The sequence below is a fragment of the Tumebacillus avium genome, from assembly GCF_002162355.1.
Taxonomy (GTDB): Bacteria; Bacillota; Bacilli; order Tumebacillales; family Tumebacillaceae; genus Tumebacillus_A; species Tumebacillus_A avium.
The window spans coordinates 4,126,491-4,150,606 of record NZ_CP021434.1; the positions used below are offsets into that span (position 1 = coordinate 4,126,491).

Annotated in this window: 23 protein-coding genes; 5 read left to right on the plus strand and 18 right to left on the minus strand. The window is 57.7% G+C overall.

The window, feature by feature from the left end; genetic code table 11:
• Nucleotides 1-78: 78 nt before the first annotated feature.
• On the minus strand, nucleotides 79-795 hold the full coding sequence (locus CBW65_RS19155; RefSeq protein WP_087458204.1) for an SDR family NAD(P)-dependent oxidoreductase: 717 nt from the start codon (nucleotides 793-795) through the stop codon (nucleotides 79-81).
• A gap of 163 nt (nucleotides 796-958) precedes the next feature.
• Here CBW65_RS19155 and CBW65_RS19160 point away from each other — a divergent pair, with 163 nt between their 5' ends.
• Nucleotides 959-1,879, plus strand: coding sequence for a sporulation protein (locus tag CBW65_RS19160; RefSeq protein ID WP_157722063.1), 921 nt, complete (start codon nucleotides 959-961; stop codon nucleotides 1,877-1,879).
• A 57-nt stretch (nucleotides 1,880-1,936) separates the two neighbouring features.
• Here the strand turns inward: CBW65_RS19160 and CBW65_RS19165 are convergent, their stop codons facing one another.
• From CBW65_RS19165 to CBW65_RS19175, 3 genes are all read right to left on the minus strand, one after another.
• Nucleotides 1,937-2,623: a zinc metallopeptidase gene (locus CBW65_RS19165; protein ID WP_087458206.1), complete on the minus strand. Its 687-nt coding sequence runs from the start codon at nucleotides 2,621-2,623 to the stop codon at nucleotides 1,937-1,939.
• 81 nt (nucleotides 2,624-2,704) lie between these two features.
• Nucleotides 2,705-3,502 carry a HipA family kinase gene (locus tag CBW65_RS19170; protein WP_087458207.1) on the minus strand — a complete coding sequence of 266 codons (798 nt, stop codon included), beginning with the start codon at nucleotides 3,500-3,502 and terminating at the stop codon, nucleotides 2,705-2,707.
• Nucleotides 3,495-4,607 (minus strand): glycosyltransferase family 4 protein, encoded by a 1,113-nt coding sequence (locus tag CBW65_RS19175; RefSeq protein WP_087458208.1) that lies wholly within the window; start codon nucleotides 4,605-4,607, stop codon nucleotides 3,495-3,497. Before CBW65_RS19175 ends, CBW65_RS19170 begins: the two co-directional genes overlap by 8 nt.
• 196 nt (nucleotides 4,608-4,803) lie before the next feature.
• Between CBW65_RS19175 and CBW65_RS19180 the strand changes: the two genes are divergently transcribed.
• The 4 genes from CBW65_RS19180 to CBW65_RS19195 all read left to right on the plus strand — a co-directional run bounded on the left by CBW65_RS19180 (nucleotide 4,804) and on the right by CBW65_RS19195 (nucleotide 8,339).
• Nucleotides 4,804-5,319, plus strand: coding sequence for a DUF456 domain-containing protein (locus tag CBW65_RS19180; protein WP_157722064.1), 516 nt, complete (start codon nucleotides 4,804-4,806; stop codon nucleotides 5,317-5,319).
• 72 nt (nucleotides 5,320-5,391) lie between these two features.
• Entirely contained in the window at nucleotides 5,392-5,649 is a 258-nt protein-coding gene (locus CBW65_RS19185; protein WP_087458210.1) for a hypothetical protein, read from the plus strand.
• Nucleotides 5,650-5,760: 111 nt separating this feature from the next.
• Nucleotides 5,761-7,131, plus strand: a complete 1,371-nt coding sequence (gene murC, locus CBW65_RS19190; protein ID WP_087458211.1) for a UDP-N-acetylmuramate--L-alanine ligase — start codon at nucleotides 5,761-5,763, stop codon at nucleotides 7,129-7,131.
• Nucleotides 7,132-7,379: 248 nt separating this feature from the next.
• Nucleotides 7,380-8,339, plus strand: coding sequence for a tyrosine-type recombinase/integrase (locus CBW65_RS19195; RefSeq protein WP_198299666.1), 960 nt, complete (start codon nucleotides 7,380-7,382; stop codon nucleotides 8,337-8,339).
• An 83-nt stretch (nucleotides 8,340-8,422) separates the two neighbouring features.
• Here CBW65_RS19195 and CBW65_RS19200 read toward each other — a convergent pair whose 3' ends face one another.
• The 14 genes from CBW65_RS19200 to CBW65_RS19265 form a co-directional block, all read right to left on the minus strand.
• Complete coding sequence (locus tag CBW65_RS19200) at nucleotides 8,423-9,625, minus strand: LysM peptidoglycan-binding domain-containing protein (protein ID WP_087458213.1); 1,203 nt, start codon at nucleotides 9,623-9,625, stop codon at nucleotides 8,423-8,425.
• 19 nt (nucleotides 9,626-9,644) lie between these two features.
• Nucleotides 9,645-10,811 carry a LysM peptidoglycan-binding domain-containing protein gene (locus CBW65_RS19205; protein WP_198299853.1) on the minus strand — a complete coding sequence of 389 codons (1,167 nt, stop codon included), beginning with the start codon at nucleotides 10,809-10,811 and terminating at the stop codon, nucleotides 9,645-9,647.
• A 121-nt stretch (nucleotides 10,812-10,932) separates the two neighbouring features.
• Nucleotides 10,933-12,087: an N-acetylglucosamine-6-phosphate deacetylase gene (nagA, locus tag CBW65_RS19210; protein ID WP_087458215.1), complete on the minus strand. Its 1,155-nt coding sequence runs from the start codon at nucleotides 12,085-12,087 to the stop codon at nucleotides 10,933-10,935.
• Complete coding sequence (nagB, locus tag CBW65_RS19215; RefSeq protein ID WP_087458216.1) at nucleotides 12,084-12,845, minus strand: glucosamine-6-phosphate deaminase; 762 nt, start codon at nucleotides 12,843-12,845, stop codon at nucleotides 12,084-12,086. Before nagB ends, nagA begins: the two co-directional genes overlap by 4 nt.
• Nucleotides 12,846-12,871: 26 nt before the next feature.
• Nucleotides 12,872-14,086, minus strand: coding sequence for a serine hydrolase domain-containing protein (locus CBW65_RS19220; RefSeq protein ID WP_087458217.1), 1,215 nt, complete (start codon nucleotides 14,084-14,086; stop codon nucleotides 12,872-12,874).
• Nucleotides 14,083-15,048, minus strand: coding sequence for a carbohydrate ABC transporter permease (locus tag CBW65_RS19225; RefSeq protein WP_087458218.1), 966 nt, complete (start codon nucleotides 15,046-15,048; stop codon nucleotides 14,083-14,085). Before CBW65_RS19225 ends, CBW65_RS19220 begins: the two co-directional genes overlap by 4 nt.
• Nucleotides 15,049-15,060: 12 nt before the next feature.
• On the minus strand, nucleotides 15,061-15,951 hold the full coding sequence (locus tag CBW65_RS19230; protein WP_232463370.1) for a carbohydrate ABC transporter permease: 891 nt from the start codon (nucleotides 15,949-15,951) through the stop codon (nucleotides 15,061-15,063).
• A gap of 90 nt (nucleotides 15,952-16,041) precedes the next feature.
• Nucleotides 16,042-17,352, minus strand: coding sequence for a sugar ABC transporter substrate-binding protein (locus tag CBW65_RS19235; protein ID WP_087458219.1), 1,311 nt, complete (start codon nucleotides 17,350-17,352; stop codon nucleotides 16,042-16,044).
• A 41-nt stretch (nucleotides 17,353-17,393) separates the two neighbouring features.
• Nucleotides 17,394-18,548, minus strand: a complete 1,155-nt coding sequence (locus CBW65_RS19240; RefSeq protein WP_157722065.1) for an exo-beta-N-acetylmuramidase NamZ family protein — start codon at nucleotides 18,546-18,548, stop codon at nucleotides 17,394-17,396.
• Entirely contained in the window at nucleotides 18,545-19,735 is a 1,191-nt protein-coding gene (locus CBW65_RS19245; RefSeq protein ID WP_087458221.1) for an anhydro-N-acetylmuramic acid kinase, read from the minus strand. The genes CBW65_RS19240 and CBW65_RS19245 overlap by 4 nt, the downstream gene beginning before the upstream one ends.
• Nucleotides 19,732-21,390 (minus strand): beta-N-acetylhexosaminidase, encoded by a 1,659-nt coding sequence (gene nagZ, locus CBW65_RS19250; protein ID WP_232463371.1) that lies wholly within the window; start codon nucleotides 21,388-21,390, stop codon nucleotides 19,732-19,734. The genes CBW65_RS19245 and nagZ overlap by 4 nt, the downstream gene beginning before the upstream one ends.
• A gap of 12 nt (nucleotides 21,391-21,402) precedes the next feature.
• On the minus strand, nucleotides 21,403-22,299 hold the full coding sequence (gene murQ, locus CBW65_RS19255; protein WP_087458222.1) for an N-acetylmuramic acid 6-phosphate etherase: 897 nt from the start codon (nucleotides 22,297-22,299) through the stop codon (nucleotides 21,403-21,405).
• Between the two features lie 25 nt (nucleotides 22,300-22,324).
• Nucleotides 22,325-23,287, minus strand: coding sequence for an N-acetylglucosamine kinase (locus tag CBW65_RS19260; RefSeq protein ID WP_157722066.1), 963 nt, complete (start codon nucleotides 23,285-23,287; stop codon nucleotides 22,325-22,327).
• 10 nt (nucleotides 23,288-23,297) lie between these two features.
• On the minus strand, nucleotides 23,298-24,023 hold the full coding sequence (locus tag CBW65_RS19265) for a GntR family transcriptional regulator (protein ID WP_087458224.1): 726 nt from the start codon (nucleotides 24,021-24,023) through the stop codon (nucleotides 23,298-23,300).
• Nucleotides 24,024-24,116 lie beyond the last annotated feature (93 nt).

The window sequence follows — 24,116 nt, forward strand, 5'->3', positions numbered from 1 at the left end:
CGGCTAGATATTTGCCTGAGTCAACTAAATACCGCGAAATATTTGCTGAAGTCAACGAAATCTCACCGTATCATTTTCCTATTCCAAATAGATCATCTTGCGTGTCATGCCGCCGTCGATGACGAGATTGGCGCCGGTGATGAAGTCGTTGGCCGGATCGGTCAGATAAAGGCAGGCGTTGGCGATATCGGCAGGCCGTCCCACACGTCCCGCCGGATGCTGGGTGTGATCTTCCTCGCGCAACTGGCTGTAGTCCCCCGTTTCGATCCAGCCCGGGGAGATCGCATTGACTTGGATGCGATCAGGGCCCAGCGAGACGGCGAGCGCATGGGTGAGCGCGAGGATGCCTCCTTTGGAAGCGGCATACGCTTCTGTGTTCGGCTCGGACATCAAGGCGCGCGTGGAGCACATGTTGACGATTTTTCCGCCGCCGTTTTCTTTCATCAGCTTGGCCGCTTCGCGGGCGCAAAGAAACGTGCCGCGCAGGTTGAGATTGAGAATATCGTCCCACTCCTCCACGGTGAGTTCATAAGGCGATTGCCAGCGCGACACGCCGGCGTTGTTGATCAGGACGTCCAAGCGGCCGAATTTTTCACGAATCTGGCTGAACAAATTCTCGATCGCCTGCGGATCGCGCAGGTCGGTCTGCATGCCAATCGTATTTTCCGGAGCCCATGGCTCCTTGTCAACGGCGATCACTGTGGCGTCGTGCGCTGCATACGTTTCCGCAACTGAACGGCCAATTCCCTGCGCGGCTCCGGTGACGAGCACGACGCGATCGTGTTGATTTTTCATCGGATCACTCCCTTTTCATGCGGCGCATCCTCTTGTTTATGAAAATGCGCGCATGCTCTTATACGTGTTTTCCCATCATTTGTTTCGAATCTTTGTGATATACTGGAAGCATTAGCAGCACTTAAATGCAATGCAGTGCCTACATAGAAGGGGGAAATTCCAGTTGTTTAAAAAGTTTCTTTCAAAAATTGGGATCGGTGCCGCCACCGTCAATCTCGTCTTAGATGACGCCCGCGGCCGCATCGGCGAAGAAGTGATCGGCAAGATCTTGGTCGAAGGGGGCAACGTAGAGCAGCAGATCGACGCGATCAACGTTGATTTCAACATGGAAATGAAGCTCGATGACCGCACGGCCCGCAGCCGCATTCAATCGCTGACCGTCGCCCGCAACCTGCAGGTCAAACCGGGTGACAAGTTGGAGTTCCCGTTCCGCCATTTGCTGCCGGAACTGCCACAGACCTCCCGTTATGTCCGCTATACCTACCATACCCGCCTCGACATTCCGGAAGCGCTCGACAAGCACGATTTTGACGAATTTGGCGTGTTGCCGAACCTGTCGATCGCGACCGTGCAGAGCGCATTGCATAAGCTCGGCTTCACCGAAAAATTTGAGTCGGGCGTCTTTAACGGTTACTACCAGGAGTTCGAATACCGCCCGATGGAAGGCCCGTTTGCCGGCCGCATCTCCGAACTGGAAGTCGTGTACATCACCGAAGCGAACGGCGTGCGCATGCACGTGGAGATCGACAAAAAAGGCAAAGGGCTGCTCGGCGCACTGGCCGATTCGCTCGATTTGGATGAGATTCATTTCAACATGCTGCTTACGAAAGACCTGCTGGCCAATCCGGATGCTACATTAAATACGCTGCATCAAACGCTGGAGGCGGAACTGAACAACCCAAGTCCGAACCGCTACCCTTCCCTGCCGAAAGTACGCGGCAAACACAAGCACCATCACCATCACGACGCCGCCGTGCTCTCGGCTGGCATCGCAGGATATGCGATCGACGATCTGGTGTTCGACGGAGACGACTCCTCTGACAGCGGCGACTATGATTCCGGAGATTTTGGCAGCGACGACTAAATGAATAAATCACGCATAAAAGACCAGGGATGCGCTCCCTGGTCTTTTGGCGTCCGCTTAGTCGTCGCGCTGCTGACCGGCAAAGATCATCACGAATTTTAACAGCTGCAGGATCGAGATAAGCGCTGCCGCCACATAGGTCAGCGCGGCCGCATTCAGCACTTTGTTTACGCCATGCTCTTCCTCATTTCGGATAAACCCTTCCCCGACCATCAGCGCTTTTGCCCGCGAGCTGGCGTTAAACTCCACCGGCAGCGTGATCACTTGAAACGCCACCGCCACGGAGAACAAGAGGATGCCAAATCCGGTCAGCCCGGTTGCGCCAAGCAAGATCCCGGCGATCAGCAGATAAGGCGCCGCCCCGGACGCAAAGCGCACAACCGGGAAAATGCGGTGGCGCAGCACCAGCATCGGATAGGACGCTTTGTGCTGAATGGCGTGTCCGACCTCATGGCAGGCGACCGACAGCGAGGCGATCGAATGGCCGTAATAGACCGGCTCGGACAAGCGTACGACGCGGTGAATCGGGTCATAATGGTCGCTGAGCCTTCCCGGCACCGGTTCGACCGGAACGTCGTGCAGTCCTTGGCGGTCAAGCAGTGTCCGCGCAGCCTGTTCCCCGGTCAGCCCGGAAGAGGCCGGGACTTTCTCCCAGCGTTTGAAATTCCCTGAGACTTGAAACTGTGCCCACAGCGACAGGCCAAACGCGATGAAGATCAAAATGTCCATCGGGTGAAAAAACATGCGGCTCCCTCCTCTGCGCATTTCATAAGTGCCCTTAGTGTTGCCAAAAAAGCAAAAAACCGCTCCTGATGAGCGGTTTTGTCAGGTGTTGCATTCTTTGGCTCCAGGGTATGCCAGCCAGCGTTCGATGATCGTGCGGATGCGCTTCTGCCGGTACAAGAGGAGGCGTTTGATAAACTGGCGGTCGCGCGTCTGCAAGTATCCGCGCGGGACGGCACGCAAAGCGGCATCGATTTCTGACATGCGCATGACTTCGATTTTTTGAATCATCGGCTCCAGCCGCTCTTTGTCCGATTGGGCGGCCAAGAGTCCTTGCGGCACGTTGTAAAAGCGCCAGAGCTGCTCCCACAGCGGCGCGTTCCACGCTCCACGCTTCCATTTGCGCGGTGAGCCAAACAGGGTATGGCCATGGTCGATCAGGTACCATTTATATTTTTCGCCGGGATTATCGCGGTAGAGGATCAGGTTCTTGCCTTTCGCCCGGTCGATGTTGGCGATCCACGCATCAAACACGACCATCTGGAGAAGCAGATCAAACTGTTCGACGTGCTGTTCGGGGTCTGCTTTGACCGACGATGGAGCTTCCCGCCACGTGATCACTTCTTCAGCATCGACCTGCACGGAGACGATCCCTTCCTGCGGGATGCCGCCCGGGCCCCAGACGGTCGCCATCTCCAACTTGCTGACGGGGAAACCGAGCCGTTTGGCGAGCGTAGCCGCAATGATCTCGTTGGCGATCATCGGACCGGAAAAGTACCACTGCTCTTTGGTTGCAAACTTAAAATACCCGCGCGTGTTGTGGTCGTCACGCACCACCCAGACCTGCCCTTGGCGCTTTTCTTTCCAGGGTCGTTCGAGAATCCAATGTTGTTTAGGCATTCCTGCTCCCCCTTTCCGAAATCAACGCACGAAACAGCGCTCCGTAGCGGTAAGCGATCTCCGACCAGTCAAAACGTGCGGCCACTCCCCGTCCCGCTTCCTGCCGTTTTGCCGTTTGCTCCGGCTGCTGCCACATCGACTTGACGGCAGCAGCGATCCTCTGCGGCTCGGGAGCGGAGATCACCGAGGCGGTTGTTTCATCCACATAATGCTCCAGTCCGCCGCTTTGGGTCGAGACGAGCGGAACGCCGGCAGCAAGCGCTTCCAGCGCCACCAGTCCAAACGATTCGCTGTGGCTTGGCACCATGACCGCCCCGGCTGCACGATAGGCACGCTGCACTTCCGAGTGGGTACGCGCTCCCAGCCACCGCACCGCACCGGTCAGTCCAAGGTGTTCACACAGCCTATGCAAATAAAGCGTATAGCGTTCAGAACCGGACCCGATGACGGTGAGCTGCACGGCTGGATTGCCTTGACGCAGCAACGCCAGCGCGTGCAGCAGCTCTTCGATCCCTTTGGCCCGCACCAACCGGCCAACAAACAAAAGATGGTGAAGCGGTGCCCGATGTTGGGCGGTGCTCAAAGTGACACCGTTTGGGATCACCGTGATCTTCTCCTGACAGGGGATCTCCTGTTGCAGCCAAGGGCTGGGCACGGTGATGTGATCGGCGGCGTCGAGCAGCAGCTCTTGCCGCCGGGCCAATTCGTCGCGCGCCAAGGTCGATTTTTCATGGCGGACGAGCGAATGGCAGGTGTACACGAGCGGGATGTCCCATTTTGACTTGAGGTGCAGCGCCAGTTCCTGACACTGGACGCTGTGCACATGCATCAAGTCGGGCGGGGCATCCCTTTGTTCGAGGAGCCATCGTGTGATTGGCTCTGCATAAAAATGAGTTTGCGATGTATAGTTCGAGTGCCGGGGGAAGCGCACGACTTTCAGGTTGTTGTGCGTTTTGACCTGACCATAACGCTTGGGACCTTTGGTCAGCACGGTGATCTGGCTGGATTCATCGGAGGCTAGCCGCTGAGCCAGCTCGGTGGCGACAATGCCTAAGCCCCCGATGATCAGCGGGTGAAATTCGTTGCTCAGTACGAAGATCCGCATAGGTTCACCTCCCTTGACGTTCGCTCCCTCACCCGGCACCGTCCATTTTTGGCGGTTGCCTTTCTGTCCGTTTCCGATTATCTTATGGAAAGAGCAGCCATTGTGGGAGCGCAGACGGCTCAATCGGGCTTGTCTGCAACTTATGACCGGGAGCTTCGTACTACTAGAGGTAAGCAGAAAAAGGAGTGGATTTCAGTTGGATATTGCAATGCAGGTACTTGCCATCATCATCGCCTCGCTGTTTATGCTCGGCGCTATGTTCACCACGCTGGTGCCCGTTTTTCCAGGCGGTGCGCTGCTGGTCATTCCCGGTGCCTTGATCTACGGATGGATGGTTGATTTTGAACCGTTTTCCACGGCGTTTTGGATCGGACAGGCGGTGCTGGTCGTCGTCAGCATGCTGTCCGACAACGTGGCGCAAGTGCTCGGGATCAAAAAGATGGGCGGTTCGAAAGCCGGTATGATCGGCGGCACGATCGGGATGTTTGTCCTGCCGCTCTTGATCTCCTTCCTCGGCCCGCTCGCGCTGATCTTTGGCCCGCTGCTCGGGGCGATCGTCGGTGCGATGATCGGCGAGATGTACATGCGTCGCAAGCGCGACGAAGTGGTCAAAGTCGGCTTTGGTTCGGCGCTGAGCTTTTTGGCCGGCACGTTTTTGAAAGTGATTCTGGTCGGTATCCAGATCGCCTGGTTCTACATCGCGATTTTTTAAAAAACATCCCGTTTTTACGGTTTGCCCTCCTCGTTCTTGGGTATAGTACCAAGAAAAGGAGGGCGTTTCTCTATGGGCATGGGCTTTTGGTCTGAAGCAAAACAGCATCGGGAAGCAACCGAACACCTTCACGAGACTCCCTGGTGGCAGGAACTGATGAACGACCCCCACTTCGAGAGCTCGTTTCAACGAAATTATTATGTGAGGCTCAAGCTGAGCAGCGCCGATTACATACACAAGCTGATGAACTCCGAAACGGAGCGCAGAGCCTTTATCGAAGAGGTGCTGCATCCGGACCCCGAACACCTCGCCAATCCAGATCAGGATTGACTTTCCAGCGCCATAGGCACATCGTTTGGGCGTTGTGCGTACTATGTAACACCACTCCCCCATCTCACCATTCGCAGGAGCTCGCTCCTTTAGAAGAAAGGGTGCAAAGCGATGAAAAAAATTCATTTTGTAGGCATTAAAGGGACTGGAATGAGCGCGTTGGCGCAGTTGTACGCTCGGATGGGTTATGAGGTGTCCGGATCGGACAGTCAGGAAGTGTTTTTTACAGATGAACTGCTCTCGAAAGCGGGAATCACATATATCGGCTTACCGTCTCCTGAAAAGGTCGAACATGTGGACCTCGTTGTCCACTCTTCTGCATACAACCATGAGCACATCGAAATCAAACGGGCGCTGGAGCTCGGGATTCCCGTCTACACCTATCCGGAACTGCTCGGCAAGATCACGAAGGAACGCCCGGCGGTGCTGATCTCCGGCACGCACGGCAAGACGACCACCACTTCGATGATCGGCGCGCTGCTGACCCATCACGAGCTCGATCCGATGGTGGTGATCGGCAGCAAAAACTACAACATCGGCAGCAACGCGCGGTTTGGCGACGGGTTGCTGGTCGCGGAAGCCTGCGAGTACAAGCGCAACTTCCTCAACTACAACCCGAAGATGCTGATCGTCAACAACATCGATTTTGATCACCCGGATTATTTCAAGGATCATGACGATGTGCACCTGGCGTTCCAGCAGATGGTCGACAAACTGCCTGCTGACGGCCTGCTCATCGCCTGCGGGGATGATGCGCGGTGCCGGACGCTGAAGACGCAGGCGAAAGTGCTGTATTTTGGTCTGCAGCCGAACAATGACATCTACGCCACGAACATTCAAGAGACGCGGGGTGTGCTGCGCTTTGACGTTTGGGAAGGCAGCGTGCCGCTGGGAACGGTGCAATTCCGCTCACTTGGGCAGCACAATGTACTGAATGCTCTGGCAACGATCGCGCTGGCCCGCCACCTGAACATTCCGTTTGATAAGGTGCAGGCATCCTTGCAGGATTTCCAAGGCGTCTACCGCCGCTTCGATTACCTCGGCCGGCTGGGGAAAATGGAGCTGTACGATGATTACGCGCACCACCCGAACGAGATCCAAACCACGTTGCGCGCGGTGAAGAACTCGTTCCCGGATGACCGCCTGATCACCGTGTTCCAACCGCACACCTACTCACGGACGAAAAAATTCCTGCAAGAGTTCGCCGATTCGCTCACGCTGTCCGATGAGGTCTTGTTGGTGAAACTCTTCTCCTCGGCTCGTGAAGCGGACCCCGGTGATCAGCTCTCCGAACAATTGGCCGACGCGATCCGGAAACGCGGCAAGACGGTGACCTTTGTCGAGGATCTGGTTCAGGGTACTGCCTATCTGCGCCAGTACGCTCAAGACCAACAAGGCATCGTCCTCACCATGGGGGCCGGAAACGTCCGCGGGATCGGGGAAGACTCGCTTTCCATGCTCTTAGAATCAAAATCTGAGTGAAACTAGCGAAAAGGCCGCCTGCTGGGCGGTTTTTTTGTTTTATCCTCTAGGGTACCAGAGGTATTGCCTGTAAAAATAAACGCCTTAAAAAGGCATATAGAAGGCGGAATTATGTGAACTACGCAGTAAACAATCACCTTTCGGCGCGAAAAAGAACTGAAAAACTATTTTTCTATTAGATATGGCGATAATAACCTGTTATCGCTATAATAAGAATATAAAGAGTTGACAAGAAAGGAATGGTAGTTATGGCAGATGATACTCGTGGCCTTCCCGCACTGATGGGAACGCATGTTCCTAGTGTAGCACAAGAGATGGGGATCTTGCATGATGAACATCTGATTACCCTCTTCCTCAATCGTCCCCGTCCGAAGCAATGGTCGAAGATGACGCGCAAGGCCTACCACCGCGACCTTGAAGCGTTTTTGAAATTTATAGCTGGCACTCCCCTCGCCCAGGTCACCTATGTGCAGCTCGTCGAATACTGCTATACCCTGCAACACTATGCGTCGGCCACCCAGCAGAGAATGATCAATGTGATGCGCTCCCTGTTCCTATTTGCACATCGCCTCGGTTACATCCAGAAAAACCCGTCCGTCCTGATCGCCGCTCCCCGCGTGCCGATCCGGGCGACACACAAACGTTCGCTTTCCGTAGCCGAAGCGCAAAAGCTGATCGAAACGGCCAAGCGGATCGACCGCGCCTATCTGATCGTCGTGCTGCTGATCACCACCGGCGTCCGCGTCGAGGAACTTTGCCAGGGCAACTGGGGTGATCTGTATGAAGATATGCGCGGCAACATCGGCTGGATGGTGCGCGGGAAAGGTGACAAAGACCGCCCGGTGCTGATCCGTCCGGACGTCTGGGCGCTGCTCCAAGAGTTCCGTTTGAAAAACGGCATGAGCCCGGAGCTCGATCACCGCGACAAAACACCGCTCCTCTTCACCCGCCGCATGACGCGCTATCGCCAGAACGGTGTGCGCGACATGATGTATCGACTGTCCGATGCGGCCGGTCTCTCCCGCCGAATCTCGCCGCACATTTTGCGCCATACCTGCGCGACGTTTTCTTTAGAAGCGGAAGCGCCGCTTTTACAGGTGCAGCGTCAGATGGGCCATGAGAGCTTGCGCACCACCGAGCGCTATTTGCACGATATTCGCGAACTGTCGGAAAGCGCCGGCGCATATATCAATCAGGTCAGCATTTAGTTGTCTGTAATTATGTTATGTCCCCTAGCTCTCAAAAATAGCATGACAAAAAGCCCTGCTCGTGACGTGATGAGCAAGGGCTTTTATTTTTTCATCTTTTTGACCTCGTTCCAGCGCGACCTGAGCAGCGTCCACAGACCCGGATCTTCCACCCCCAAGCGCCACATCGTGATGCCGGCGAGTCCGTAGCGGTCGACCAGTGTGATTTTTTGCGACATGCTGGAGGTGTTTTCAAACCACACCTGATGCTCCGCCCCGCTGCCGTCTGTGTAGCGGTAGGTCGGTGTTTGGCTTTTCGGATCGAATTGGACGTTGGTGCGGTATTGGCGGGCGCGGTTCATCGCCCCTTCGAAGGACAGGTATTCGGGCGTTTCGTTCCGCCCTTTCCAGTCGTAGGCATATCCGGCGACGCCAAGCAGGAGTTTGTGCGGCGGGATGCCCTGTTCCAACGCGTGCCGGATGCCTTTTTCGGTCCAGTTGATCGAGGACAAAGGGCCAGCCACAGTGTACATGCGATGTTCAGTATTGAGCAGCAGGCAGACAAGATCGGCGTGCTGACCTGCTTGTTCCAGATCGAGCGCCGCAACCGGTTGGCCGGACGCATCGGGATACAGCGGGATGTTCAGCGCCAGTTTCAGTCCATAGAGGCGGCACATGTCGGAAAGTTTATAGAGAAAGACGGTGAAGTGTTCCTGATCATTTCCGTACAGGTCAAACCAGTCGAGCAAGATGCCGTCGAGACCAAAGCGGGTGTAAGTGGCCAGCACATTGTTGAGCAGCCGGTCGGGATCGGACGTCATCGCCTGATGGGCGACCTCTTTGCTGGAAACGGTGCCGGTGTAGTAAGAATTGGTGAGCATCGCCCACACTTGTACGCTGCGCTCGCGGGCGGCCGCCGTCGTCGACTCGATCACATCGGGCGTTACAAAAGACTGCAATTCCCACGGTTCGGTTGGCGACGGCTGAAACCAGACGGGGAAAATACCGGTCAAGCCCTCTTCCCCCACCTTGAGCAGCGCTTTGTCGCTTCCAGGGTAGACCCCTTCCCGCCCGGTGTGAACGGCAAATGCATAGCGCGGGACGCGGGGCCGGAACAGCTTTTGTTTCGGTTCCGGCTTCGGTGGCGGTTTGGGGACATGCAACAGCGATCCAGGGATGGGCACGGCCTCTTTTTGCAAACCGTTCAGACGGGCAATCGTCCCAACGGTCGTGACATAACGGTTAGCAATCGATGCCAAGGTATCGCCCGCTTGCACGATCACATACGTCAACTGCGTCTGGGACACATGCCCACCTCCGCTTCCATTAGATGATCGGTGCCAATTTTGCTTGGATCACGCCCCAGGCGCTGGGATCTTCCAGACCGAGCCGCCAGAGCAGGATCCCGGCCAGTTTATGTCGGCGCACAAGATCGAGCTTCAGCGCGATGCTGCGCGCATCTTCATACCAGACTTCGTGCTGCCGCCCTTTGCTGTCGGTGTAGGTAAAAAACGGAACTTTATGGGTCGGGTGAAACTGAACGGTTGCATTTTCCCGGCGGCGCAGCGCTTCGACCGCACTGTGCGACAAGGCGCGCGGATTGGACTGGCCCACCGTCCAGTCATAGCCGTACACGCCGATGCCCAGCAAAATTTTCTCCGGCGGCACGCCTTCGTTCAGCGCGGCTTGGATCGTGCCCAATACCCAAGGGAGTCCGGCGACAGGACCCGGTTCCGCCTGTGTCGGGCGGTATTGGTCGTAGGTCATGATGCCGAGGTGATCGACCGATTCGGCCAGCCCCGGATAATCGAAGTCGAGCGAGTACGGCGTTTTGGCCACATCGCCAAGCACATTGACGGTGATCGTATAATTCTTGGCGTGGGCCCGTTGGGCCAGGTCGCGCACAAAGTCGGTGAAGAGGCGTTTGTCGCCCGGTCGAAGATGTTCAAAGTCAAGATTGATCCCGTCAAATCCATATTCGTTCAGCAGCGCGAACAGGTTGTTGAAAAAAGGCATCCTGTGCGCCCGCAAGATGCTGTGCAGCGCTTCGGTCGCTGAGATGTTTGGATTTTTGTCGGTGTTGTGGATCGAAGCGAGCACTTTGACGCCCCGTTGGTGCGCATCGCGGATCGTCTCTTTGATCAGCTGCGGCGAGACGCGCGCCTTGATCCGGCCCGGGTTGTTGCGGTCGATGTCAAAGTAGTACGGCGCGATCGCGCTTAGTTTGTCAGCTTGCCGCTCCAGTGTGCCTTGGCTGCCCGGCATGGTCGCGCCCATCGGGCCGGTGTAAAAGCCCAGCACATAATGTGCGCGGCGGCGATGCGCGAAGTGCGGCGGTTCTTGGACGACTTTCACCAGGTCGCCCGCTTCGACATCGCTTACGCCCCGGTTCCATTTTTTCAACTCTTCGATGCTGACTTCATAGCGTGTTGCGAGATCTCCCCAGGTCTCTCCGGCTTTGACGACCGCATAGGTGATCTTGGAACCCTCCATGTTGCCTTGCCCCCATTTCATTCTTGTAAAATCGCACGGTTTCCAACTGTCGACCTATCTTATGCAGGCATCCGCCTTGGTGACATAAGACATGTTATGGAAAGAAGAAACGGCACTCCGATCACTCGGAATGCCGTTGGTAGAGAAGTTGGCCGCCGCGATACGTGGCGGTGACATGTAAGTTTGGGTCGAGAAGCAGGAAATCAGCATCGTAACCGGACTGCAGACGTCCTTTGCGCTCCCCTGCCCCGATCACGCGGGCGGGCGTTTCGGACGCCATCTTCACAGCGTCCGGCAACGGAACTCTGCAGAGGGTGACCATGTTTTGCACAGCCTGCTCCAGCGTCAAGGTACTGCCGGCCAGCGTGCCGTCTTCGAGGCGCGCTTCGCCATTTTGCATGCGGACGTTCAGACCGCCGAGGTCGTACGATCCGTCCTCCATGCCGACAGCGCGCATGCCGTCTGAGACGAGCACAAGGCCGTCGCTTTGTTTCAAGCGGTAGAGGATGCTCATCGCGACGGGATGCACGTGAATGCCGTCAGCAATCAGTTCGGCGGTCAGCTCGTCGTGATACATCGCCGCGCCGACGACGCCCGGCTCGCGGTGATGCAGCGGGCGCATCGCATTGTAGCAGTGTGTGACGTGGCCAAGGCCGTGCGGGATCGCGTCTTTGACTTGATCGTAGGTGGCGTCCGAGTGTCCAACGGAGACTTTGACGCCTTGGCTGGTCAGGTATTCGGTCACGGCGGCGGCGTTTGGGTGCTCCGGCGCCAAGGTGACCAGTTTGACGAGACCATCCCCTGTTTGCAGCAGGGCGGCTGCGTCTTCGAGGGTCGGGCCGATCACGTGGCTGCCGTTTTGCGCGCCTTTGTGTTTGGTGTTGATCCACGGGCCTTCGAGATGGACGCCGATCAGCCCGGCTCCTTGCGAGTCGCTGCGGGCAGTCTTTTTGCACGATTCGAGGACTTCATGCAGCCGCTCGATGCTGGCGGTCAGCGTGGTGGCGAGAAAGGATGTAACGCCATACGTTGCCAGCGAACGGGCGATGCCCTGCACAGCATCGGTCGTGCCGTCCATTACGTCATACCCGTTGGAGCCGTGGACGTGGATGTCCACGTAGCCGGGCACGATGTAGCCGGAGGTGTGCGTCAGATCCGGGGTTTCGCCGCGCGACGGGCCGGCGTAGGTGATTTTGCCTTCTTCGCAGACGAGGATACCGTCGTCGAGCACAGCCCCTTCGCAGACCAATTTGCCTTGCAGAACCAATTTGCTCACTTCGCCATCTCCTTGTTTTGCCGGAACTCGTCGGGAAGCTTGGCAGCAGCCGCGTCATCAAGCACAAACACGCAGTTGGGATGCAGTTGCAGCACGGAGGCGGGATGGTCTTCCGTCACATCGCCGCAGACGGCACGGCGGACCGCTTCGCTTTTGTCTGCGCCTGAGGCGAGCAAGAGGACGCGGCGCGCGTTCATGATGCTTTTCAGTCCCATGGTGATCGCATGGGTCGGCACTTCTTCCGGTGGTGAGAAAAAGCGGGCATTCGCTTGGCGAGTGCTGTCCGACAAGGTGACGCAGTGGGTTAGCTTGCCAAATTCTTCCCCCGGTTCGTTAAATCCGATATGTCCGTTTCGGCCGATCCCAAGCACCTGGATGTCGATCCCGTCGTGTTTGGCGATCTGCCGTTCGTAGTCGTCACAGTGGCGGGCGATGTCGTCGGGCAGTCCTTGCGGGATGCGGGTGTTGACCGGTATGATGTCGATGTGGCGAAACAGCTTTTCTTCCATAAAGGTGCGATAGCTTTGCGGGTGGTCGGGAGCCAAGCCAAGATATTCATCAAGATTGAACGTCGTGACGGCGGCAAATGAGAGGTCGCCGCGGCGGACGAGTTCAATGAGATTGCGGTACATCCCGAGCGGTGTGCTGCCGGTGGCCAGTCCCAGCACGAGGTCGGGCTGCAGGCGGATCTGTTCCGCGACCAATGTGGCCGCGCGCTTGCTCATGGCGTCGTAATCCCGCTCGATCAAGATCTTCACGCTGCTCCACTCCTTTTTGTTGTCATCTATTGAAAAGCGGCGCTGTGAAATCCGCGCCGCCAATCCACGATGCCCGCTTTCACCTGCGGATGAACGCGGTTGGTCAGCACGACCGCTTCTGTGTCGCTCTCCGGGTCATACCACATCGAAGTCCCGGTAAAGCCGGTGTGACCGAATGCGCCAGGCGTGTACGCTTTCTCGAAGCCGAGTCCGCGTGCGAGGTTCAGTCCCACAGTCCGATTGCGAACGGCCGCCTGCATCAGGGCACGGTCTAAGTATGTCCGTCCCCCTGCCTGCCCTTCCGACCGCCACATCGCCAAATACCGAGCCACATCCTCCACCGTCGAAAACAGCCCCGCATGTCCGCTCACACCCTGCAGCCCGTAATAGCAGTTGCCGTCATGCACCGCTCCCACAATCGTTTCGGTGCGCCACGGTAAAGCTTCGACATCTGCTTGAGAGATCGTAAAAGTGCTTGTCGGCAACTCACCTTCGCGGCACCGTTCCGCGTACTCTCGGCACATGCTATGCTCAAGCGCGTTTCCAACTTCTGTTGAGACAACTAATTCTTTTAACACAGTCGTTTGTTTGCTTGAGTATCTACTTGCATTACCAGTATGACTTGCAGTAGTAGCAGATTGCACATCAGCAGTACCTTTGCCGACAGGCAAGTAACTAGTGTGCTTCATGCCGAGAGGCTCGAAAACGAGTTCGCGGCAGATCTCCGCCAAGGGCATCTGCCAGACTCGTTCGAGGATGATCCCAGTGAGTTGGAAACCTAGGTCGCTGTAGATGACTTGGGTGCCGGTCGGATACTCGAGCGGCTCACGGCAGATTTGCCGCAGGTACTGGTCGGCAGAATGAAGCTTGAGATAGTATGGCCGCCAAGCCGGCAAACCGGAGGTGTGGGTGAGCAGGTGGGTCAAGGTGACGCCTTGTCTGCTCTCCTCCTCCGCCCACTCCGGCAGGTAGTCGGCGATCGGGCGGTCGAGGGACAGCTTGCCCGCTTGCACGGAACGCAAGACGGCCGGCAGCGTCGCGATCACTTTGGTCAGCGACGCCACATCAAACAGCATCCCCTTTTCCAGCACCCGCACATTCGGCGTGAGTTCCGCATGGCCAAACGCTTCGTGCAGCACCAGAGCGCCTTTTTGCCGGACATAGACTTCAGCCCCAGGAAAGACAGCCTGCCCGATGCCTTCGATCACCCTCCGGCGCAGTTCGGCCTGCAGGTTCGTCATTCTTTCACGCCGCCCAAAGTCAGGCCGCGGATGAAGTAACGCTGGAAGGCGATAAACACGATGATCATCGGCACCGCCGCCACCGCCGCACCACTCATCAGCAGCTTAAAGATCGCCAGGTTCTGATCTTGCAGCGTTTTCAGACCCACCGGCAGCGTATAGAGGTCCGCGTTATCCAGCACGATGATCGGCCACAAAAACGAGTTCCACACGCTCATAAACGTAAAGATCCCAAGCGTCGCCAACGCCGGTTTGGCCAGCGGCACGACGATCTTCCAGAACGTCTTCCACTCCGACGCGCCGTCGATACGTGCCGCTTCGATCAGCTCAGTCGGAATCGACAGCATGTACTGTCGCATCAAGAACACGCCAAACACCATCGACAAGTCTGGCAAAATCAACGCCCAGTGCGTATTCATCAGGTTGAGCTTCCCGACCATCATAAACAGCGGCACCAGCGTGATCTGCCCCGGAATCATCATCGTGGCGATGATCAGCCAGAAAATGAAATTCCGGCCCGGAAAGCGTTTTTTCGCCAGCACATACCCGGCCATCGTGTCGAGCAGCAAAATGCCCAGCGTCACCACGATCGCGATATACGCCGAGTTGAAGAACCAGCGCCAGATGTTCGTCCCGGCAAACAACGTCTTAAACCCGGAGAACGTATCTTCAACGATCATGTCCATCCGCTCGCGATAATGCTCCGCCTTGGCCAGATCTCCGGCCGCCTCGGCATCGCGGGCTTTTTCCCACTCTTCAAAATATAACGGAATCCCCATCGGATACAGCTTGGGCGGTTCCGATTCCACATAGGAAATCACTTGTCCCGTCTTCTCATCATGGTATTCGGAAAGCTGAAACGCGGTCGTGAATACCCAGTACAGCGGAAGCAAGGAGATGATCGCCCAGACCACCAAGACGGTATAGGTGATGAACTTTGAAGATGCTCGTCTCAATTCCATGGTTTTCCCCTCCTACTCTTCCCCTTTGCGGTACATGATGCGGTACTGCACGACCCCAAAGATCAGCGTGATAATAAACAGCACAACCGCCTGCGCAGACGCCAGGCCAAACTCCAAGTCGCGGAACGCCGTCTTATAGATGAGATGCACGATCGTCTCCGTCGCGTCGCCGGGCCCGCCGCCCGTCATCAGGATGACCTGAATGAACACTTGAAACGATCCGATCAGCGACAGCATCATCAGATACAGCGTGGTTGGCTTCAGCAGCGGCACGGTGATCCGCCACCATCTCTGGAACGCGTTGGCGCCATCAATTTTCGCCGACTCATACAAAGTCTCCGGAATCGAGCCCATCGCCGCCAGATACATGATGATCCCCACGCCCGGCGGGATCAGCACACTCATGATGATCAGCGCCCACAAGGCCGTATCTGACTGGTTCAGCCAGTCCTGCGGCGGAATTCCCAAGAAGTCGAGGAAGTAGTTAAACAAACCAAACCGATAGTTATAGACCCAGCGCCAGACCATCGCGATGATGACCATCGACGTGACGGTCGGCAGATAAAACGCGCCGCGGAAAAAGCTCTGCGACCATCTGCCCAGCGGGTAGATCAGCGTGGCGAGACCAAGTGCCAAAATGATCGTAAACGGCACTGTAAAGACCGTGTATTTTAGCGTATTGAGCAGCGCGACATGGAACGTCTCGCTCTGGAACGTCTTTATAAAGTTATCCAACCCAACCCAAGTGCTTCCCGAATATCCATACTCCTGGAACGCGATGATAAACGCCCAGAACACGGGGATCAGGATAAACAGCACAAACAAAATCAACTTCGGCAGCACAAACAAGTAGGCGGCCCGCTGTTTCCACATTTCGCGCAGCAGTCCATTGGAGGCCTTCACATCAGTTCCCCCCGATGTTCAGTATTTTTAGTGTGAGGGGGACCCTGGCAAGCAGGGTCCCCCTAAGAGCGTTACAGTGCGTGAGCGAGACTACTTCAGCAGCTCGTCAACTTTGGATTTTGCTTCTTTCATCGCATCTTCCGGCTTCTTCTCGCCGTTGAGCACGAGTTGCAGCTGTTGCTGGATCGCTTCATCGATCTTCTTCCAGTTCTCATGGCGCGGAACCATCACTGCGTATTCGGTCAGCTTTTGCGCCTGCTGCATTTGCACGTTATCAGCAAACGGGTTTTGCTCCATCGCCGACACGCGGGACGGGAAGGTGCCGTAGTTCTTCGCGGACAGAACTTGGTTGTCGGTGGAAGTCAGTTCCTTCATCAGTTCGGCCAATACTTTCTTCTTGCCTTCTTCTTCCTGGTGGAACATCGTCCAGCCGCCCACGCCGCCGATCGTAACCGGCTTGCCGTCTTTGGTCGGGTAGGAAGCAACCATAAAGTTCATCTTCGCGCCTTGCGCTGCGGAGATCGCCCAAGTAGCCCACGGCTCAACCGCTACCGTTTTGCCGGCTGCGAAAGCTTTCCACGTGCCGCCGACATCGCCGGAGCCCATTTCTTTCGGAGCGACTTTGGCGGACGCTTTCAGGTCGGCCAGATCTTTCATCGCGGAGAGCGCTTCCGGAGAATCGAACGTAAACTTCGATGCGTCGCCGCTCAGCGGACGGCCGCCGTTCATGTACAGGAACGGCCATGCTTCGTAGTACCCGTTCTTGATGTAGGTGGAGAAGCCATAGACGTCGGTGGTGCCGTCGCCGTTTTTGTCGTAGGTCAGCTTCTTCATCTTGTCGGTGAATTCAGCCCATGTCCACATGCCGTCTTTCGGCGGCTCCACGTTGCGCTCTTTGAAGATGTCGAGGTTGAGCAGCAAGGAGTGTACGGTCATCGCAGCCGGCACGCCGTACATTTTGCCGTCGGTGGTGTACGCTTCCAGCGCGTTCGGGTAGAAGTCTTTCTTCTCGTCTGCAGTGAAGTATTCATCGAGCGGCTCGACCGCTTTTTGCTTGATGAACATCGGGTTGACGCCGTTGCCGGAGATGTCGATCGGCGCGATGTCCGGCAAGTTTTTGCCAGCGAGCGAAACGCCCAGCTTGTCGTTCAGCTCTGCCCACGGCACCTGCACGATTTCCACGTCTACGCCTTGGTGGCTCTTTTCAAAATCGGCTGCCACTTTCTCCAGCCAGTGGTATTTGTTCTCTTTGTCGTCTGCCCAGCGCGGACCGTCCCAGATGGTGATCTTGCCGGTCCAATTGGCGGTGTTTTCTTCTTTTTTCTCTTCGCTGCAGCCGACCAAGCCGGCGCCAAGCAGCGAAACCGCGGTGACGAGTGCCACAGATTTGAACGTTTTCATGTTGAAATTGCCCCCTTAAAGAGTCATGAATGATGAATGCTTTATGAATATAAAAAGTTGGAAGAGATGGACGAACGAAACGCTTCCGCCTCGGTCTCCCACTTTTCATATAGCGTTGTGATGTCCTGTCCGCCGTCGATCGCCAAACGCAGTTCATCGGTGCCGCACAGCAGGTCGATGAAGTGGCGTCCGCGCACAGGGTCGGTCCAGCGGAGCAGCTCCGGATAGAGCTCTTTGATCACTTCCAGCAGATGCACCGCCGTGCGCACCGGACGGAACTGTTCGCGGTCGGTGACATGCACCTGCGCCCCGCGACAGACTTCGTCTTTGTACTTGGAGAACGTCGGCACAAAGGATACTTCGCGCAGGCGCACACCCGGCAGCCCCCGTTCATGAAAGCGGGTGATCAGCTCAGACGGCTCAATCCACGGCGCGCCGAAAAATTCAAACGGCCGCGTCGTGCCCCGCCCTTCCGTGACATTTGTGCCTTCGAAAAGCGTCATGCCCGGGTAGACGGTCGCCGTCGACAAGGTTGGCATGTTGGGCGAAGTTGGCACCCAGTCCCGCCCCGTCTGATCAAACCACATCGAGCGCTGCCAGCCCTCGATCGGCACGATGATCAGACAGACGGACAACTGTTCCTGCTTGGCGATCCACAGCGACAACTCGCCGATCGTCATGCCAAACCGGATCGGGATCGGATACTTCCCGACATACGATACGTAGCCTGGAGCAAGCACCGGACCTTCGAACAGCCTGCCCCCGATCGGGTTGGGCCGGTCGAGCACAAACACCGGCACGCCCGCCTCTGCTGCCGCTTCCAGCATGTAGCCAAGCGCGGAGATGTACGTGTAAAACCGCGCCCCGACATCCTGAAAATCGATCAGGAGCAGGTCCAGTCCGGCCAGCATCTTCGCGGTCGGCTTCTCCCGCGTGCCGTACAGCGAAAAGATCGGCACTTTGTAACGCGGGTGAATCTCATCGACGATCTGCTCCCCGGCCTGCGCCACCCCAAACAAGCCGTGCTCCGGGGTGAACAATGCTTTCAAATGCAGGTCCGGGTGTGTCGCCACGAGGTCGACCGACGTGACAAACTGGCTGTCGACGGCGGGCAGATGGCTGAGCAAGCCGACCTTGGCGCCGCGAAACTGATCCAGATACTCTTCGAAAAACCCTTCGATCCCGATGCGAATCATCTCGCCCCTGCCTCCTGCGACCATACGACTTTCCCCATCACGACGGGGCGCGCCGCCCCGGTGGCCGAGGGGAGATTGTTCGGCCGCTGGTGATAACATTCATAGCCTAAGACCGCAAAACAAACCGCTTCTTTTGCGTCGCCGGGAATGCCGGTCGCTTCCTGCTGCTGAATCTTCAGTCCGGGCAGATGCGCCCGGATGCTGTCCATCAGCGCCGGATTGTACGCACCGCCGCCGCCGATGAACATTTCGGACACTGTATATTCTGGCAATACAAAGCGCTTGATGGCATCGGCGAACGTCCGGGCCGTATACTCGGTTGCCGTCCGCACCAGATCTTCCGGCGACAAGCCGGCCGCCTGCCCTTCGCGCCACCACGCCTCGACGCATTGCGCACCAAACAGCTCGCGGCCGGTCGACTTCGGCGGACGGGCCGCAAAGTACGGCAGTTCCAACCACTTGGCAAGGAACGCCTCGTTTACACGGCCCTTGGCGGCCAACTCTCCGTCCCGGTCGTAATGCTGGGCCCCGCCGGTGATCTTCTGGACCAGTCCGTCGATGATCATGTTGCCCGGCCCGGTGTCGAAGCCCAGCGGATCGGACGTCCCGCCTGCGGGCAAAACGGTCAGGTTGGCGATCCCGCCGATGTTCGCCGCAATCCGCCCGACATCGAGCGAGGTGAACAACAGCTTGTCAACAAATGGCACCAGCGGCGCGCCTTGACCGCCTGCCGCCATATCGCGGACGCGGAAGTCGGAGATCGTCGTGATCCCCGTCTTTTCGGCGATCACCGAAGCTTCGCCGATCTGCAGGGTCGAGGTGACCTCATGCCCGTCGATCAGCTCCGGCACCGGGCTGTGGTAGATCGTCTGCCCATGCGAAGCGATGAAGCTAACATCCTGCGGGGAAATTCCCGCATTCCGCAGCGCGAGCAACGTCGCATCGGCAAATACATGTCCCAACAAAAAGTTCATCGTGCTCAGCTCTGGCACAGTCGCCTGCTCCGGGTCGAACAGCCGGAAAATGCGGCGGCGGACCTCATCCGAAAACGGCACCGTCTCAAAATGCACAACGCTCACAGCAAGCTCCGGCGGCGCGCCTGTGATCTCCACGACCGCAACATCGATGCCGTCCACCGAAGTGCCGGACATCAAGCCGACACAGGTCAGCTTTTCAAATGTGGTCATCGCCCTTCCCCCCGGTTCTGCGCTTGATGCCCGCGCGGTGCGATGTCCGGGATGGTCACCGGCAGCCGTCCGCGCAATTCACGCTTGCCGAGGATCGCTTCAACAGCGATCTCCAGCGCGGCCGGGGTAAATTCGTACGCCGCGATGTGCGTCGCCACCTCTGGAAACACCGCCAGATCATACGGTGTGCGCATCGAGATCACCACCAGCGGGATGCCCGCGCGGTTAAGTCTGCTCACAAGTTCCGCCTGCCCCGGCGCCAGTTGCGCGTTCATCGTGCCCACGATCACTGCCGCACAGCCGTCCAGACTCTCCAGCACCTGCACGATGTCCGCTGCGGTCGGCGGATTGTTTACTTCCAGGCAACGCGTGTTCCCATGCGACGCTTCCACCGCCCGCTGCAGCGGGTTGATCAGATACCGTTCGTCCTCAACAAGCGAGGTCAGCGTGTTTTTCAGGCACACCACCGCGATCGTCTCTTCTGCCCCCACGGTGAGCGGGAGCAGCCCGGCTTCATTTTTCGTCAAGGTCACAGCTGCTTCCATCGCTTCACGGGCCAGGCGTTCATGCTCCGGCCCGCCGACAAGCGTATCGGGCTCCGGGTCTTGCTGCTCAAACCACGGCGTGATCTGCTCCCAGCTCAAGTATTTCTCCTTCAGCTTGAGAATGCGCCTGACCGCGTCATGAAGCCGCTGAAGCGGCGTGTCGCCCGCTTCGATTCCAGCCGCCATCCGCTCGATCGCGCCGAGCTGCCACTCGTAGGTGTGCGAGATGAACGACAGGTCGATGCCCGCTTGAAAGGCGCGGTATGTACCTTCCACCGTGCCGGGGCTGTCGGCGATCGCCTTCATCTCCATGCAGTCGGTGGTGATCACGCCGTCAAATCCCAGCTCGCCGCGCAACAGGTCGGTGACGACGCGACGGGACAAGGTCGCCGGCAGCGCCGGGTCCGGCTCGATCTCCGGGAAGCAGACGTGCGCGATCATCATCGAGTCAACGCCTTCTGCAATCGCTTTCACAAAGGGAACCAACTCTACCTGTTCCAAGCGCTCCCGGCGATGCGGAATCATCGGCAACGTCAGATGCGAGTCTTTACTGGTATCGCCATGGCCTGGGAAATGCTTGCCGCAGGTGGCGACGCCCGCTTCCTGGAATCCGTGGATCGCCGCCGTGCCGCATTCCGCGACAAACTGCGGGTCTTCCCCGTAGGAGCGCACCCCGATCACCGGGTTGTGCGGGTTGTTGTTCACATCGAGCACCGGCGCCAAGTTGAAGTTGATCCCCAGCGCTTTTAATTCGCGCCCGGTCGCTTTTGCCGTTGCTTGGACCAGTCGGGTGTCCCCGGTTGCCCCCAGCGCCATGTTGCCCGGCAAGAGCGTCGTGCCTGCTCCGAGGCGGCGCACGATGCCGTTTTCCTGGTCGATCGAGATCAGGAGCGGATGCTCATGTCCGGCCTCATAGGCGATCTTTTGCAGAGCGACGGTCAGTCGCAGCACATCTTTTGGCTCCGCAATGTTGCGGGCGAACAGAATGACGCCGCCGACATGATGGTCGCGGATCAGCGTGGTGATCTCAGGCGTTGGTTCCGTACCGTGAAACCCGAACATCATCGTCTGCCCGATCTTCTGACGCAGCGAACGTTGTTTTTCTGCCACGCGACTCCCCTCCTATCCTTCGATGGCCCGGCGGACAAAACCGCCGACAGCTTGCAAACGCGCTTCCGCTTCCTGCGGCCCAAGACCTGTTTTCAGCATCACCAGCGCCACTTTGGCGCGGTTATCCGCCATTTTCAACGCTTCGGCCGCCTTGTCGTAGTCCACTTCGGCCGCCATCGTCAAAATCCGGGTCGCGCGGTCAACCAGTTTGATGTTGGTCGGCTTCACGTCGATCATCAGGTTTTGATAGACTTTGCCGTTCAGTACCATGCTCGCCGTGCTCAGCATGTTCAGCACCATCTTCTGTGCGGTGCCCGCTTTGAGCCGGGTCGAACCCATCAGCACTTCCGGGCCGGTCATCACTTCGATCGCCACGTCGGCCAGCTTGGAGATCTCCGCCGGCGCGTTGCAGGACATGGCGATCGTCGCCGCGCCGATCTCGCGGGCGTAGTTCAAAGCGCCTGCGACGTACGGCGTGCGGCCACTGGCGGAGATCCCGACCACCACATCGAGCAGGGTCAAGTTCACCTTCTGCAGATCTTGCGCTCCGGCGTCCGCATCGTCCTCTGCGCCTTCCAAGGCATTGACCAGCGCGGAGTCGCCGCCTGCGATCAGGCCTTGGACAAGCGTTGCGTCGGTGCCAAACGTCGGCGGGCATTCGGACGCATCCAGGATGCCGAGCCGGCCGCTCGTGCCGGCTCCGATGTAGAAGAGTCGTCCGCCTTTGGCAAGCGCTGCAGCGATCGCTTCCACCGCCTGCCCGATCTGCGGCAAAGCTTGCTGCACCGCAAGGGCTACCGTCTGATCTTCACGGTTGATCAGCGTAACGATTTCCAGCGGGCTCATCCGGTCAAGGTTGGCGGACTGCTCGTTAGTCTGTTCAGTGCTTAATTTCGAAATTGATTCCATAGGACAGGGTCATCCCTTCTCTGCCTTACTTGATCTCGGACAGCGTCTGCTCCCAGTGGTCGCCGGGAGCAGCGCCGGCCTGCTTGTGTGCCAGAATGACTGCGCCGACTGCGGGCGGCTTCTCGCTGCGCACCACATCGGCCCGTCCTGAGAGACGGCCTTCCACCATGCCGATCAGCGGGCTTCCTGCATGGAACAGCCCGCCGGTCAGCACGACCGGCACCCGCGCTTTGACAAACGACATGCGGGTCAGCATCGTCCGCACTAATTCAGCAAGTTCGTCGGCCGCACGACTCAGCAAGGTCAAACTCACCTCATCGCCTTCCCGGGCTGCTTCAAACACAAACCAGGTCACCGCCGCGATCTGCTCGCGGGAAAAATCGTTGGAGTAGACCAGCGGAATCAAAGCGGTCGGGTCTTGGAGCTGGTAGTACGCGAGGATCTTGCCGGTCAACAGCGTTTGCGGCCCGCGGCCGTCAAAGCTCCTCAAAACGGCGGAGTACGCGTCCCGGCCGATGTCATAGCCGCTGCCTTCGTCACCGATCAGATAACCCCAGCCGCCGACGCGGCATTGCTCGCCGCGATCATTGATGCCAAAAGCGATCGAACCGGTGCCGCCGATCAGCACGATTCCTTCCGTCTCGCCGGAACCGCTGACCAGCGCGGGCAGCGTGTCATTTTCAACGCCCACAGCAGCGCCGGGCCACTGTGTCGAAATCCATTCGCTCATCTTTCTTCGCTCTTCCGGACGGTCCACTCCTGCCAATCCGAAAAAAAGACTGCTAATCCAAGTGTTGGCAGGAAGCGAAGCGCGAATTTGTTCAAACAGGTCTCCCAAAACCGTCTGGGCACGTTCCCATCCGAAATGGTTGACATTGCTGCCTTCGGTCACGATGTCGGCGATCTTTTCGCCCGTTTCGGAAACGACGACAGCACGGGTTTTCGTCCCGCCGCCATCCACTCCTAAAAACGCTTTCCTAGCGCTCAACAGTCAACACCTACCGATGGAGTTCTACTTGAAGTTTATAACGGTCGCCCCGGTACACCGAGCTGACATATTCAAACGGCTGTTCGTCCCCGTCAAACGTCACGCGCTCGATCAACAGCACCGGCGACTTGACGGAGATGCCAAGCGCTTCCGAATTGGAGCGGTCGGACAGCCCAACCTCGATCACTTGTCTGGCAAATTTGATCTGCAGGCCATGCTTTTCCTCCAGCAAGGTGTACAGCGAGACCGAATGCAAATCTTCCTGCTCAAGTTCCGGGAACCGGGCCAGAGGCAAATGCGACACCTCAAAAGCCATCGGCTTGGAATCGGCCAAACGGACGCGCTCCAGCACCAGCACCTGACGATTCTGGCCGAGGTTGAGCGCCGCCGCGACACTCTGCGCCGCTTCCTCCGTATAGATCGCGAGAATGCGCGAGTCGGGCTTCATCCCGCGGCTGCGCATATCTTCGCTAAACGAGGTCAAGCGCAAGAGCGGCTGGTCGATCTTCGGCTCGGCGACAAACGTCCCCTTGCCCTGCTCCCGTACCAGCAAGCCTTCTTTGACCATCTCGCCCAGCGCCTGGCGCACCGTCATCCGGGAGATCCCATAGCGGTCGCTCAGTTCGCGTTCCGACGGCATCAAAGCGCCCGGCTGCAGCTCTCCTTCGCGGATCGTCTGTGTCAGCCGTTCCTTGAGCTGATAATACAGCGGAATCGGAATATTCTTGTTTAACATGGCATCACTTCACCTAACCTATGGAGGTCTATACCACCTTATATATTCGAAAAGTCCGTTTCTTTTCCTTCTCTTTTTCGACAGGTTCCAAAA